Origin of the sequence: Leucothrix pacifica (genome assembly GCF_003172875.1) — a bacterium.
In the GTDB taxonomy this organism is placed as follows: domain Bacteria; phylum Pseudomonadota; class Gammaproteobacteria; order Thiotrichales; family Thiotrichaceae; genus Leucothrix; species Leucothrix pacifica.
In genome coordinates, this window is the sequence record NZ_QGKM01000114.1 from 1 (window position 1) to 14,579 (window position 14,579).

Sequence of the window (14,579 nt, forward strand, 5' to 3'; positions counted from 1 at the left end):
ACTACTCTTGACCATAGCTCAAACAGCAACTATTGAAGTAACTTGCTCAATGCCAAACCGCCCGGATGTGGATGACGGCCATGAGTCAATTATTGATGTTTTAGCGACTGCGGTTGATAGTACTGGCGCAATCATGAAGGAAAGTACAATTGCTGATCGTGAAGACGAGGTTGATGTTGTATTGGCTGATGGTACAGGTGCCGCTAGTGACGGAGCAGATCGTAACGCAATGCACTCAGCTACGCAGACATATGAAATTGAAGCGCCGATGTTGACGGTTGTTAAGAGCTCTAAGGTGATTGAAGACCCTTTCAATGGCACAACACAGCCAAAGCGTATTCCTGGTGCGATTGTTGAATACACGATTACGATTGCTAATACGTCAGATAGCCCGGCGAGTGGCGTGACGATTGCCGATGAATTAACAGCTGTGACTAATGGCGAAGTTAAGTTTGTTGCGGGATCGATTGTAAATGCTGCTGGTACTGCAGAGGATTATGACACCACGACTCCTAATACGGTTACAGCGACAGGTATTACGGTTCCAGCAGGCTCAGTAGCAACACCGAGTGAGGTTGTTGTAACGTTCCAGGTTGAAATTCTGTAATAGCTAGTTACAACCGTTACTAAAATCTAAATAAACCCACACTACGGGTAAAATACCATGCGCTTAATAAAAAAAATTAGAGCAGCGCTGGGTGGTCTTTGTTCTCTGTCTTGTCATCGTGTAATTACGTTGGCAAGTCATTGGCTTCCCTTGCTGTTGATTTTGGCACTTGCTGAAATCACAGGTTCTGCTGCATTTGCAGCAACCGAGCCTGAAACAACATTGACTAACACAGTTAAGGTTTCTTACACCGTAGGTAGTGGGGCATCGATTAACACAGAAGATAGTGTGTCACTGGTGACCAGCAAACGGACACCAGCGAAAATTGCATTTTATTCTGTCTTTGAAGGTGGCAGTCCGGCTTCAGTCCCTGCTACCGAATTCAGTCTGGGTAATTCTACTGGCGCGAACTGGAACCCAGTTGAGAGTGCTGTACAAGGGCCTACTTCAATGATTGAAACCTTTAGTTTCAGTGCGGGTGAGCCCCTGATTATTCGTGTGGAGGATTTTGATCAGAATCTGGACTCCGGTGTACAGGAAACAATTACGATTGACCTGGAGATCAATAATACCGGTGATACAGAGACTCTGTTACTCACAGAGAGTGAGCCGGGTAGCGGCGTCTTTATCGGCGTTGTACCCATGGTGAGTAGTGAGTCAGTCACGCCTTATGATGGATTGCTGAGCGTTGAAACACTCAGCCGTATTGGTGCGGTGTACACCGATGTAGAAGATGAATCAGATACCGTTGCAACACTTGGAATCGTAGAGCCGAGTAATTTTGTATTCGACAGTACAACAGGTGAGCCTATTAATGGCGCTGTGATTACTTTGATTAGTAGTAGCAGTGGTGAAGGTGCGCGTGTTTACACCGGTGAGGACGGCAGTTGGCCAAGTACGGTCATTTCAGGTTCACCGGTATCGTTATCCCAGTCAGCCAGAAGTGTTGAAATGGGCAGTGGAGAATTTCGTTATCCACGTGTCTTTGCCGGTGATTACTTTTTTACTGTCACGCCTCCGGTAGGCTACCGATTCCCATCTCAGCAAAGTCAGGCGCAAATCTCTCAGCTGGGCGAAGTAGCCGGGCAGGTTGCTACTGGTTCACGTGGTGAAGTGTTCCGCATCAACCAGGAACTTGGTGCTGTGTTACTGAATATTCCATTAGATCCGTTTGACGGGCGCTTCAGTGTCGGTAAAAAAGCGAATCTTGACGTGGTGTCAATTGGTGATGAGGTTGAGTATACCGTCACTGTAAAAAATAATGATCCACTGTATGAATTAAATAATGTCTATTTACGCGATACCTTGCCACCGGGTTTTCGCTATATTGAGGGCTCTGCAACGTTCTCGACAGGTGGCGTTGTTCCCACAAAAAATATTACCGTCGATGGACGAACACTTAACATAGCGGTGGGTAGCTTATTACCAGATGCAGAGGACACTCTGACCTACCGGGTTCGCGTGGGCGCGGGCAGCCCAACAGATGAAGCGGTGAATAGCGTTCAAGGGTTTAGTGATGATGCCAACTCGAACATTGCATACGCCAGTGTTGAGATACGTGATGAATTGATGCATCAAAAGAATATTTTAGTGGGGCGTGTGTTTAGTGGTAAATGCGATGATACCGCTCAGCAGTACCCTGTAAAAAACGCCAGATTGTATCTGAATAATGGTCGCACTGTGCTTACCGATGATAAAGGTCGTTGGCATATGGAAGGTCTTGATGCAGGCACCTATGTGGTTCAACTGGACGAGGAATCTCTGCCGAATGGCGTGATTGCCTCTCCTTGTAAACAGATGGCACAACATACTGGCAAGCGATATGCCCGTATGCTGCAACTGCACAAAGGTAATATCTGGCGCGCCGACTTCCATGTCGATTTAGATAAGAATGCTGGCATGTCAGCAGGAACCAGTAGGTTGATTCGAAAGAAGGTGAAGAAGCTTCCTGCGCATCCTCTTCAACAGTTTAAAGCGAAGTTTGCTGCAAATGCAGATCCCGGGTTTGAGTTCTTATGGCCACCAGAAGGCCATGTCCCTTCGATTTCTACTATCAAAGTAGCCGTTCAGTATCCTCCTAAGAATCGCTTGAAGGTTTTATTAAATGGTGAGGAAATCAGTGCGATAAACTTGGAAGGTTCGAATACCAATAAAGAAAAAACGGTTGGTATTAAGCGTTGGACTGGTGTCGATATAAAGGCCAAGAACAATACACTCACCGCAATCCTGAGTGATAAGTCAGGCAGAGAGATAAAGCGTATTGAGCGTCATATACACTTTACCGAGGAAAGCGTAACAGCGAGCCTGGTAGAAGCGGAGTCGGTTTTATTGGCTGATGGTCGTAACCAACCTGTCATTGCTATTCGCTTGGAAGATAGAGAAGGGTATACACCTCGTCCGCGTACTCATGGTTTATACAGCCTTGAGCATGATCACTGGAAAGTGGTTGAGACGGTTAATCAGAATGAGCGTGTCGAACTCAATAAATCAAATAATGGGAAGTATGAATATACTGTCAGTGATGATGGTCTGGTGCGTATTCGTCTTGAACCAACCTCAAAATCAGGCATGGTCATTATAAATGTACAGTTAAGTGATGGTGAAACCGGTACGGTTCGCGCTTGGTTACAACCAGCTTTGCGTGACTGGATTATGGTGGGGTATGCCAAAGGAACTGTTGGTTACAATACTCTCTCCGGAAACCTGCAAACCCTGAGTGATCTTGGTACTGAGGAGGGTCGTTATCAGGAAGGGCGTATTAGCTTCTTTGCTAAGGGCCGGATTCAAGGTAAATACTTGCTGACTCTGGCTTATGACAGCGATAAACAAAAAACCGAAGTTGGTGAGCAGTTAAATGGCACTATAGATCCTGATGCCTGGTACACCTTATATGGTGATGAGCAAACACAGCAATACGAAGCGCCAAGTAGCAGCAAGCTTTATGTAAAGCTGGAGAAAGATCAGTTTTATGCATTATTTGGTGACTACCATACCGATTTAGATACAACGCAGCTTGGACGTTATCAGCGAACGCTACATGGTCTGAAATCTTCTTACGAGGGTAAGAACTACCAGTACTCTGCCTTTGTCAGTGAAACCAGTAATCAATATCAGCGTGATGATATTCGCGGTGATGGAACCTCCGGACTCTATAACCTGACTCGTGAAATAATCAATAATAGTGAAACGATTACTATTGAGACGCGCGATCGTGATCATCCTGAAGTGATTTTAGATAGTCGTTCGGTCAGTCGCTATGTTGATTACGATATCGATTATGAGAACGGCAGCCTATTCTTCAAGTTCCCGATATCAGGTACTGATGACGAGTTTAATCCGATTTACATCGTGGTTGAGTATGAGTCAGAAGACGATAAAGGTGAAAAAGAATACATCGCAGGTGGACGTGTCGGTTATAAAACGGATGACGAGCGTACCAAAGTTGGTGTGAGTTATCTCCGTGAGAGTGCGGATGAGCAACTGATTGCTGTCGATGCTGCCTATAAAGTAAACGATGCAATTAAGCTAAAGGCGGAAGTCGCTCATTCGAAGACTGATGTGAACGCCAATGCCTGGCTTGCTGAAGCAGAGTTCAGAAAAGATAAATTACAGGGTCGCGTCTATGCTAATCAGCAAGAAGAAGGTTTTGGTTTAGGACAGCAGTCTGGTGTGTCTGAGGGTGAGCGAAAGGTCGGCGTGAGCACCAACTACAAGCTTAGTGATGATGAAACTCTGCTGCTGGATGCCAGCCGTCTGTTGAATTTAGACACCAATGACTCACGAGTGCGTGCTTCAGCGGAGTGGCAAAAAAGTGCTAATAACAATAAGTTTAGCGTTGGCCTTGTTCATACTGATGAAACGATTGATGATGTCAGCAATGATACTCAAGCGTTAAAGCTTGGTGCCGGAAAAGTCCTGGATGATGGTCGTCTGGCCCTGGCTGCTTCGCTTGAAAAAAACTTAAGTGAGCTTGAGTCAGGCTTGAGTCCTGACCGCCTGAGGTTAGGTGTTGATTATAAGATCAACGAGAAAGTCACGGCCTTTGCTGAGCAAGAATTCACCCGTTCTGAGTCAGACAAGGGGAGTGATACTCGTATTGGTTTGAAAACGTCGGTCTGGGAAGGCGGAAACCTACACACTGATTTGGTACGTGAATCCGATGAGGGTGACATTACTCAGACTAAGGATTACTTCCTGCTGGGACTTAGTCAGCATTGGAAGGTAAACGACAAGCTTCATTTTGATCTGAGCTTTGACAAAGCTGAGACGATTGATCTGCAGTACTACTCGTTGATTGATGACTCACTGGCAAGTTCTGATGACTACTACGCCATTTCGGTGGGTACTGGTTGGAATAGTGAGAAGTGGAGTGCAGCCGGACGCCTGGAATTCCGTGACAGTGAGACCGCCAAACGTACCTCGCTGCAGTATAAGGCTGTTCGCAGAGAAGGTGACCATTACGCGGTATCGAAGCAATTAAGAATTGTCGATAACCAGCAGGACAATGGTGATAGTGAGCGTAAAGCGAAGTTTGGTTTTAGTTTTGCACTGCGCTCTAAAGACTCGGAGTACACCTTGTTAAACCAGTTGGACTACATTGATGATAAATCAGTGATTGCTGGTGATGTGGAGCGTACGCGTAAGCTGATTAATAATCTCCATTACAATCGCTATCTGAATGATGGCGTCGAATTAAGTTTGCACTATGGCATTAAGTTCACTCAAAGTCAGACAGATAACTCCGATTGGGGTATTACGGATACTTTACAGGCTGCTGTTCGCTATGACATCAATGAAAGTTGGGATGCAGGTGTTCAGGCTGGAATGCTAAGACAGCATGATAGTGGTACTAGCAGTAGTTATGCCGGTCTTTCACTTGGCTTTACGCCTGCAGAAAACACCCGCATCGAGTTAGGTTATAACTTTGAAGGCTTTGACGATGATGATTTCTCAAGTACCCATTATACGCGCCAAGGGCCATATATTAGTCTGAATTACTTATTGGATCAGTCGTTACTGAAGAAGCTTAATAAAAAGTCGCGCGAGGCGTCAGCAAAGTAATAGGAATTCACTAACATGACTGAAGCCAGGTTTTGATCTGGCTTCAGCGAATGTGGCTCTGACGGTTCAGCTAATTAGGGCGTTACTTAACCAGAAACCGATAGCCCTGCAGGTTAACAGATGTCCGGAATCAGCAAACAATGTGACGACCTAACGCATTTGCTTAGCAATCAATACAGTCAACTGTCTCAGGGCTTCACTCTGAGCGGCGACATAAGCATTGTAATCCGGCCCAGTGACTTTAGTCGTGATTGTACTATTCTCAACATTAATTTCTTCGCGACCTTTCATTAGTCGCCAGCGCGCTTTCAAGGTTACAGACTCACCTAACTTACCATCCAACTGATCAATGTCGATACGAACGTGGTAGGTAGGTTTAAAGCTTAATTTCCAAGGGTATTCTTCAATATTTTCAGTACCTAAAATGCCTGAAAAGTTATCCGTCAGAGTACGACTGAGGTCCTCCTTGAGTATCCCGCCCCACTGATGTTTCTCCGCCATAGCCACTTCAGTGGCAGACTTACGGGTAATGATTTGAGGGCGGCGCAATAAGCGTGACAAGCCAATCGGCCCCACACCAATTCGCAACTGAGGATTGCTGGCTTTAGTCTGAGTGGTATCAGACAGGGCCAGCGGGGTTAAGGAATAGAATCGTGTGCTTCCCAAACCACCTTCTCCATTACCACCCAACATGCTACAGGCGCTAAGTACCGAGGCTGACAGCAATATCAAACTAAAACGAGCGATCATGATTATTTACCTAGAATCAGTGAGTTGGGTTTACGTTGCAGGGTATCAGCTAATACAGTAAACGAATTGGCTGCCTCACTCAAATCGTTGATCAACTGCTGAAAACGATACTGTAAGGCGGAGTCTTCGCTGAGCGTTGCATTGACGCTTCGTTCTACCGTATTGGTTGCTTTATTGATGCCACCCAAGGTTACTGAAGTGTCTTTTTGCAGCGTGACAATAGACTTGCCAACATTTTGCATCATCACGCGTGCATCAATAATGGCCTTGCTGATGTCTTTTTCTAGCACGCCGGTAGATTTGTTGAGTTGCTGACTTAGCTTTCGAACATCAATCAGTGCCGTACTGATGTCTTGCTGAAGTCTGCCTGCAGTGCCACTGACTGAGGTAGCAGCTTTGCCAGTACTTTGTAGCATGACGCGAGCATCAATAATTGCCCGGCTCACATCTTTTTCCAAAACACCGGTCGACTTGGTGAGCTGTTGACTGAGTTTTCTCACATCGATAAGGGCAGTGCTTACATCTCGCTGCAAGGTGCCCGCTGTCCCGCTGATCGCGGTTGCTGCTTTTCCGGCACTCTGCATCATCACACGTGCATCTATCAGTGCTTTACTGGCATTCTTTTGTAGTGTTTGTGTTGCGCCATTAACAGTCCCCATCACCGTGCGTGCATCGCCCAAAGCTAACTGCAGACTCGCAGCTGTTTTGCTGGCTTCGGCTAACAGTTGCGTTACTTCTCCAGAGATTCCTTGTTCTGCAAGCTCACGGGTAATGGTGTCAATACTTCGACTGGTAGAGGCTAAATATTTCAGTGTCTTTTTGACATCGTTAGAAGCAAGTAACTGATTGGCACTACGCAGCGCAGCATTTAGCTCTGATGTGACACCGCTGGGGTCAAACGACAAAATTGAGCCTTGTGCCTTGATACTCGGGAAAATGCTGTCGTAATCATCATTAAGCTTGGCCAACGTTTGCGCGTTGTCGGCGTTCTGTGGCACTACCGTTAGGCCAATAAACTGAGCGCCAGTGATCAGACTGTCAGAGCGTAATTGCGCGCGTAGACCTTGCTCGACCAGTGACTGCAAGAATTTTTCTGCATTCATACGATTACTATCATCAGATAATTTATCGACATGCAGCGCAATATGCACTTTGGTACGGATACTGGATGTTAGTGGGTCATTGCTCAGTAGGATTTTTTCCACCTGACCTAGCTTAACACCTAAATATTTGACCGCAGCACCCTCATACAAGCCGTGCAAAGTATCGTTGAAATAGAGAACGTAGTTGAGCTTGTTTTCACCCGACGTATCTTCGCGGGCTTGCTTCTGGTTATCATAAAGCTTGAAGGCTGACTTGCCGGTGAGTGGGTATCCCACCTCATCCTCATTAGTCTCAAAGGATATACCACCAATTAACAGGGATGTCAGGGACTCGATACGCGCACTGACACCTTGCGTCGATAAATCCAGTTCGAAACCACTAGCGTTCCAGAAGCGTGTATTGGTTCTGATTTTTTTGTGGTATGGGGCATAAATAAAGATATCCACGTCCACTTTCTGGCTGTCAGGGTTTAAGCGATAACCGGTGACCTGACCCACTTCGAGTTGGCGAAAATAGACAGGCGAACCGATGTCTAATGAGCCGAGCTTTTCGGTGCTCAACACCAGCGATTGCCCATCACTTTGAATGCTGATTGTAGGTGGTTGGGATAAGCCGGCATATTCTGTTTTACTGGCGCCAGCTTCTCCGGGTTCCATGGCTATATTGACACCCGATAACAGTGTCTGAAGGCCGCTGACGCCCCGCAGCGTGACCCGAGGACTGACAATCCAAAACTGCGTGTCAGGTCCTAAGTTTTGCTCCATATCATTGTAAATTTCAACCGTCACCCGAACTGTTTTTAAGTCAGGTGAGAGCCCGACTTTTCGCACCATGCCAACTTCGACATCTTTGTATTTGACTGGTGTTTTACGTGCTTCAATGCCTGAGGCTTGCTCGAAGTTTATAACCACAAACGTGCCACGTTCGGAGTAATACTTATAGGCTAACCAGCCACCAATAATGGCTGCAATTAGCGGGATAAACCAGATCAGCGGAAATCGCGATTTCGGTGTGATTTCGGCTTCAGGGATCAAACGATCAGACATTCGGGGACTCCTCAATAGCGTCCCAAATCAGGCGCGGGTCAAATGTGTGTGCCGCTATCATGGTCAGAATAACCACTGCCGCAAACGATAAAGCACCCATGCCGGGTGTAACAGTGGCCGCATTTCCGAACTGCACCAAGGCAACCAAAATGCCAATAACAAAAATATCAATCATCGACCAGCGTCCAATAAATTCAGTCGCTCGATAAAGCTGGGTGCGTTCACGAGGTCGCCAAGTGGAGCGAAAGTGAACACTAATCAGCAGGCCAAGCAAGGTCAGTAGCTTGGCAATAGGAATCACAATACTCGCCAGAAATACGATTAGCGCCAGCGGCCACATATCCGCATGCAGCAGGCTCATAACACCAGACATAATGTTGTCAGGACGCCCATCCCCCCACATCACGACCGTCATAATAGGCAGTACATTAGCGGGAATGTATAGAATCATCGCTGCAATCACCAGCGCCCAGGTCTTGCTGAGACTTTGTGGAATACGTGAGTGAATCACCGAACCACAGACATAACAGGTCAACTCCGCTTTGTCTTGCTCGCTCGGTAATTGTCCGCTGGGCAAGCGATTCAGGTTGTGGCAGAAGTGGCAGGAGATCAGGCCCGCCTCACGAGCGGTCATCATGATTTCGGCTTCCTCAGATGATCCCACACGTCATCCGGATTTAACGTTAAGCTGAGTGTTGCCAGCGTAATGATAAGCAAAATAAACGCGTACAGAGAAATACCGGTAATCACCTCAGTGAGATCCACTAGTTTAACGGCGGCCACAATGAGTGCGAGTAAGAATATCTCCAGCATCCCCCACGCATCGGTGCTGCGTAAAAACCGGAATAGGGGAGCGATGGCGGGTGTCAGCCTACCCATGCGGATGTTCAGCAATACATAGATGGTTCCCAGCAAGCTAAACAATGGAAATAAGATGGTGGTAAACAGCATCAACATGCCAAGAAAAGGCATGTCCGCATCAAACAAAGCGATCGTAGCCGAGATTAGATTGCCATGTTGCGCAATACCTAATGCTTTCAATGAAATCAATGGGAATAAGTTAGCGACTAAAAATAAGATCAATCCCGTAATGGCAAAGGCAAGGCTGCGATCCAGCGAGTTTTTATGGACACGCTTAAGCAGCGCCCCACAGCGTTGGCAGCGGGCGATTTCTCCATTTTTTAAGTCAGGAATCTGTTGCAGCAAGTCGCACTCATGACATGCTCTTGCTGTGCGATAATCCAGAGCCCCTGATAATTCTCGCGTCATGATTTGTTATTCTAAATGTCTGTTTTCTGACGGAGTCTAGCACACCACTCAGGTGATAACAGGTCTGTTAGGTAAACGGCGCCTTAGGATTGTGTATATGAAATTCCCAAGTTGCTAAATCGAGGGTCCAAGGCATTACTCGCACCCAACAGGGCAGGTTGTGGCGCGTGAATAACATACACCGGAATCGCGCTTAAATACTCCGTAAAACGTCCCTTGTGATTAAATGCATCACGGAAGTTCGAGTTCACAAAGTAGTCACCCAGTTTTGGCACAATACCGCCACCGATATACACACCTCCCGTACTACCCAGAGAAATCGCCAGATTTCCGGCAACAATGCCAAACCAGCGACAGAATAGCGTCATCAACTCCTCACACTGCGGATTTGTTTTGTCGATGGCATGTTTGCTGATCTGTGCGGGTCTCAGATTGAGATCCTCTACGCCATCCAACAAACAGAGAATTTCATAGACTTCGCCGATGCCGGTGCCAGAGAGCAAACGCTCCGCTGACATGTGACCATAGCGCTTATTAAATTCATTAAAGATGGCCAGCTCACGTTCGTTGGTTGCGCCGACGGTCACATGCCCACCTTCGCCCTGAAGCGGATAGTAACCGGCCGCTGACTTGATCAAACCAGACACTCCCAGCCCCGTTCCCGCACCCAATAAGGCAATTGCGCCTTCCGGATTAGCGTCGCCACCACCCAATTGCTTGAGATCATTTGAGGTTAACAATGGTAACGACAGCGCCAATCCTGTGAAGTCATTCACAACTTTCACTTGCTCAAATTTGAAATGCTTGCAGACCCCACTAATGCTAAACCCCCAGTCACGATTGGTCAGCATCACCTGATCACCCGTGATGGGCGTGGCTGCAGCAATAGACAATTTAGTCGCACCTGCGTCTGGTACGAGTGTCAGATAGTGTTCGATACACTCAATCAAGCCGCTGTAGTCACCGACAGAAAGGGTGTGTATGTGTTCTGCTTGCGCACCAATACCGTTTGAAATTGCCAGACGGATATTAGTGCCACCGAGATCAGCGACGATTGCAGTATTGTTATGCATACCTTAAACCTTGATTAAATGTTACACAGACGAAATGCCACATGAGTAACTGGCAAACTACCGCTTATCATACCTCAGATTTACCTTTTATTTTTTGAATTAGTAAGCCGCCTAGAATCAAAACTAGTCCTATAACGGTCGATTTCAGGATTGGCTCCTCTAGCAAGACGCTAATGATGACCAAAGACAAGATGGGCGAGATGAAAATCAGGTTAGCAATACTCGCTGTGCTATTGGTCAGGCGCATGGCAGTTAACCAAAAAATAAAACTCAGCCCCATTTCAAACACGCCCACATACACGGCACCGGCAATGCCTTGCCAAGGTACCGCAACCAACTCACCTGTCACCGCACAATAGATAATTATCATTGGCAGGGCACAGCTAAAATTCAGGAACAAGATATTGAGCGGATCACCTTTTTGGCGCGTATTCAAAAGCCAGTACAGCGCCCACAGTATGGTGCTCAGCAGCGCCCATGCGACGCCGGCAATATTAGAAAACTCAAGCCCCAATACATCGCCACGGGTTGCAATGACCAACACTCCGCTGTAACAAACCAGTGCGGCGATGGCTTCCTGTAGTTTTAGCTTATGGCCGAGTATCGGAATCGCCAATAAGGTCAGCGTGAGTGCCCAGCTGTAATTCAAGATCTGCGCTTCCTGAGCGGGGAGCAACTTGTAGGCCTGAAACAAGATTAGGTAGTAAATGAGGGGATTAATCGCTCCAAAGAACAACGCATATTTATACTGCTGCAGAGGCACGGAGAACACGCTCTTTAAGCGTCCTTTCACCAGTAAAATCGTGGCCAGAAACAGCCATGAGCTAAGGCTGGCGTACAGCAAAAGCTGGGCAGTTGTCAGGTATTGCAGGCTGAGCTTAAATGCCGTCGCGACTGTCGACCAACACAACACCGCTGCTAAACCAAAGGCATAGGCCTTTCCTTGCTGTGATAATTGAAGCATCGTGAGATGACCCTGAAATGATTAGGATCGTAGTGTAGAAGCTAAAAAGCGGTTTGTCGCCAGTCATGAGTGCTTTATGCTTCACTCATATCCCACAAAACAGGTGACGGCAATGAACGAAGATGCAGTAATTCAGCAAATTTTAAAAGAAACAAAAACTATCGCACTGGTGGGTATTTCTCATAAAACGCATCGTGCCAGTCATCAGGTCGCCAAGTTTTTGCTGGAAAAGGGCTACACTGTTATTCCTGTTAACCCTAAATATGACGAAGTGCTGGGACAAACCTGCTACGCCTCGCTGGAAGATATTCCCGTGGCCGTCGATATGGTGGATTGCTTCCGACGTTCTGAGGATATCCTTCCATTGGCTGAGTCAGCCATCAAAATAGGAGCGAAAGTATTGTGGATGCAGCTTGGGGTTATTAATGAAGAAGCGGCAGCATTGGCTGAAGCGGCCGGACTAAAAGTGGTGATGGATCGCTGTCCAAAGATTGAATACCGGGACTAAAGCTTGACCGCAAGGCTGCCTAAATGGATTGAGTATGGTGCGTTTATATTGGCGCTAACTGCCGGATGTATCAATGTCATTGGTTTGTTAGGGTTTGATCATCAGTCCGTGTCCCATGTTTCCGGAACCGCTACGCTTGCCGGAGCGGGGCTACTCAATTATTCAGTGGCCACGAACTTTCATTTGTTGGGCGTCTTGTTGTCATTTTTAGCCGGTGCTTTTATTGCCGGTTTTTTGCTTCGTGGTACATCTTTAAAGCTGGGACGCCACTATGACACCGCCTTATTCGTTGAGTCCTTTTTAATCCTGATCGCGATATTCTTCTTATCAAAAGGCTCCTTTTATGGCCACTTCGCTGCATCTGCCGCCTGTGGTTTGCAGAATGCATTGGCCACGACTTATAGCGGAGCCATCGTTCGTACCACGCACCTGACAGGCATATTTACGGATCTTGGCATCATGCTAGGGTCGGTGCTCAGGGGCGAGCCATTTGATAAGCGGAAAGCGGTTTTATTTGTATTGATTATCAGTGGATTCATTTTGGGCGGTACCATAGGTGCGGTGCTGTTTGAGCAATTCCGGTTTAATGCGCTGCTGTTTCCGACAGGCGTCTGCTGGCTGCTAGCCATCTATTATCGCGTTGTCTTGATAAATCCAGGTCCTTAAATCACCAGGGACAAGTCGGCAAGAGGAGGTGTGATGAAAATATTCCGAGGAAGTAACGAAACGACATGAGGACTCTAATCTCAAAGCTTCTCATGTGGACATTCATGGTTGCTGTGGCTTGGATAGTCATCATCGGTATAAGAATCTGGAGCTTCGCTAATGAAGATCATGCTACACCATCTGACAGTATTATTGTCTTAGGTGCCGCAGTGTATGGAGATAAGCCGTCACCGGTCTTTGAGGAGCGGATAAAGCATGGGGTGACTCTTTACCAACAAGGCTTCGCGCCCAAAATTATTTTCACTGGTGGTCGAGGCGAGGGTGATTCGCACTCCGAGGGAGAGGTAGGGGCTATATATGCAATGAGTCGAGGTGTTCCTGAAGAGGCTATTCTTATTGAGTCAGCGTCACGGACCACCCGCCAAAATCTCATAAATGCGAAAGTGCTGATGGATGAGTCCGGTCTAAAATCAGCAATCATAGTGAGCGATCCACTGCACTTGAAACGCGCATTAATGATGGCGAATGATGTAGGGATTCAAGCGGTAAGCTCACCAACGCCCACATCGCGATATCGGTCATTGAAGCCAAAGTTGGAGTTCTTGGTGCGTGAGATGTATTTTTACAATCATTATTTAGTTATCAATAAATGACGAAAGGCAATAAGGTGTCAGGTAATAGTTGACCGCTAAAGAGCTCTGATAAGACCATGTTTATGGTCGAATAAGGTTCTATCCTAGCGTTAGGATAGAGAGGTTTAGCTCTATTGTTCCACGAAGAAATCAACACTTTAGAAATTGGTAAAAATGGCAATAGTTTTGGAGGTAGATTGGTTGATATTTTATTTCCTGCTTGGGTAGTAATTTTTCGGTCATTGATTTTTGTTTAAATTATGTTTATATTTACTCATTTAATAGTGATTATTTGGTTGATTATTGAAGAATATAATCATTGAGCTAGCATCATAAGTTCTTTAAGGTTCTTGATAATTGAACAATAAGTGAAGATAAACAGTTCGATTGATAACAAAAGGAATTGCTTTGATAGTTGTAAGCTTAATTAATATGAAGGGCGGCGTTGCTAAAACCACTTTGGCGGTAAATTTTGCTGATTGTCTAGCTAAGCGGCATGATGCTAAAGTTTTGTTGATAGATGTGGATCCTCAGTTTAATGCAACTCAATGTTTGATGGATCCGAGGCAGTATGTTGATCACTTGAAGTCTTCCGGGGATACAATCATAAATGTCTTTGATCGAAATGGCAGAGCAACAGGTAGTACAGTTGATTCAGCAAGATTTGCAAAGCCTAAGGCACTAGAAGATATTGAAGTTGTAACTACAGGGAGTTTCGACTTACTACCTGGTAGTTTAGAGTTGTATAGGCTTGAAATGGCACCTGGGGAGGGGAGAGAAAATAGACTAAAAAGTTATCTTCAGAAAGTGCAAAATCAGTATGATTACGTTGTGATCGATACTCCTCCAACACCATCGGTATGGATGACGAGCGCTCTTCGAGTTATGATTGAAAGTAG

At 46.3% G+C, this 14,579-nt stretch carries 12 protein-coding genes; 6 read left to right on the plus strand and 6 right to left on the minus strand.

Annotated elements, in window-relative coordinates:
- Together DKW60_RS22620 and DKW60_RS22625 are read left to right on the plus strand one after the other, a co-directional pair.
- The coding region (locus DKW60_RS22620; RefSeq protein ID WP_219988893.1) for a hypothetical protein at nt 1-607 on the plus strand (607 nt) is incomplete at its 5' end.
- Nucleotides 608-664: 57 nt separating this feature from the next.
- On the plus strand, nt 665-5,668 hold the full coding sequence (locus DKW60_RS22625) for a DUF11 domain-containing protein (RefSeq protein ID WP_109839927.1): 5,004 nt from the start codon (nt 665-667) through the stop codon (nt 5,666-5,668).
- Nucleotides 5,669-5,818: 150 nt separating this feature from the next.
- Here the strand turns inward: DKW60_RS22625 and DKW60_RS22630 are convergent, their stop codons facing one another.
- From DKW60_RS22630 to DKW60_RS22655, 6 genes are all read right to left on the minus strand, one after another.
- On the minus strand, nt 5,819-6,418 hold the full coding sequence (locus tag DKW60_RS22630) for a PqiC family protein (protein WP_109839928.1): 600 nt from the start codon (nt 6,416-6,418) through the stop codon (nt 5,819-5,821).
- Between the two features lie 2 nt (nt 6,419-6,420).
- Nucleotides 6,421-8,568 carry a PqiB family protein gene (locus tag DKW60_RS22635; protein WP_109839929.1) on the minus strand — a complete coding sequence of 716 codons (2,148 nt, stop codon included), beginning with the start codon at nt 8,566-8,568 and terminating at the stop codon, nt 6,421-6,423.
- A complete protein-coding gene (locus DKW60_RS22640; protein WP_245929767.1) occupies nt 8,561-9,205 on the minus strand; it encodes a paraquat-inducible protein A in 645 nt (214 codons plus the stop codon). The genes DKW60_RS22635 and DKW60_RS22640 overlap by 8 nt, the downstream gene beginning before the upstream one ends.
- Nucleotides 9,202-9,837, minus strand: a complete 636-nt coding sequence (locus DKW60_RS22645; RefSeq protein ID WP_109839930.1) for a paraquat-inducible protein A — start codon at nt 9,835-9,837, stop codon at nt 9,202-9,204. The genes DKW60_RS22640 and DKW60_RS22645 overlap by 4 nt, the downstream gene beginning before the upstream one ends.
- A gap of 83 nt (nt 9,838-9,920) precedes the next feature.
- Nucleotides 9,921-10,910, minus strand: a complete 990-nt coding sequence (glk, locus tag DKW60_RS22650; protein ID WP_109839931.1) for a glucokinase — start codon at nt 10,908-10,910, stop codon at nt 9,921-9,923.
- 67 nt (nt 10,911-10,977) lie between these two features.
- Nucleotides 10,978-11,874 carry a DMT family transporter gene (locus DKW60_RS22655; protein WP_109839932.1) on the minus strand — a complete coding sequence of 299 codons (897 nt, stop codon included), beginning with the start codon at nt 11,872-11,874 and terminating at the stop codon, nt 10,978-10,980.
- A 112-nt stretch (nt 11,875-11,986) separates the two neighbouring features.
- On the opposite strand from DKW60_RS22655, the gene DKW60_RS22660 reads away from it, so the two are divergent.
- From DKW60_RS22660 to DKW60_RS22675, 4 genes are all read left to right on the plus strand, one after another.
- Entirely contained in the window at nt 11,987-12,382 is a 396-nt protein-coding gene (locus DKW60_RS22660; protein WP_109839935.1) for a CoA-binding protein, read from the plus strand.
- 3 nt (nt 12,383-12,385) lie between these two features.
- Nucleotides 12,386-13,048, plus strand: coding sequence for a YoaK family protein (locus DKW60_RS22665; protein ID WP_109839933.1), 663 nt, complete (start codon nt 12,386-12,388; stop codon nt 13,046-13,048).
- A gap of 65 nt (nt 13,049-13,113) precedes the next feature.
- Nucleotides 13,114-13,701 (plus strand): YdcF family protein, encoded by a 588-nt coding sequence (locus tag DKW60_RS22670; protein WP_219988894.1) that lies wholly within the window; start codon nt 13,114-13,116, stop codon nt 13,699-13,701.
- A 387-nt stretch (nt 13,702-14,088) separates the two neighbouring features.
- The coding region (locus DKW60_RS22675) for a ParA family protein (protein ID WP_146203558.1) at nt 14,089-14,579 on the plus strand (491 nt) is incomplete at its 3' end.

What these genes read in the sequence shown, in the direction of transcription:
- DKW60_RS22625 (WP_109839927.1), top strand. Translation starts at nt 665, where the DNA reads ATGCGCTTAATAAAAAAAATTAGAGCAGCGCTGGGTGGTCTTTGTTCT.
- DKW60_RS22630 (WP_109839928.1), bottom strand. Translation starts at nt 6,418, where the DNA reads ATGATCGCTCGTTTTAGTTTGATATTGCTGTCAGCCTCGGTACTTAGC.
- DKW60_RS22635 (WP_109839929.1), bottom strand. Translation starts at nt 8,568, where the DNA reads ATGTCTGATCGTTTGATCCCTGAAGCCGAAATCACACCGAAATCGCGA.
- DKW60_RS22640 (WP_245929767.1), bottom strand. Translation starts at nt 9,205, where the DNA reads ATGATGACCGCTCGTGAGGCGGGCCTGATCTCCTGCCACTTCTGCCAC.
- DKW60_RS22645 (WP_109839930.1), bottom strand. Translation starts at nt 9,837, where the DNA reads ATGACGCGAGAATTATCAGGGGCTCTGGATTATCGCACAGCAAGAGCA.
- glk (WP_109839931.1), bottom strand. Translation starts at nt 10,910, where the DNA reads ATGCATAACAATACTGCAATCGTCGCTGATCTCGGTGGCACTAATATC.
- DKW60_RS22655 (WP_109839932.1), bottom strand. Translation starts at nt 11,874, where the DNA reads ATGCTTCAATTATCACAGCAAGGAAAGGCCTATGCCTTTGGTTTAGCA.
- DKW60_RS22660 (WP_109839935.1), top strand. Translation starts at nt 11,987, where the DNA reads ATGAACGAAGATGCAGTAATTCAGCAAATTTTAAAAGAAACAAAAACT.
- DKW60_RS22670 (WP_219988894.1), top strand. Translation starts at nt 13,114, where the DNA reads ATGAGGACTCTAATCTCAAAGCTTCTCATGTGGACATTCATGGTTGCT.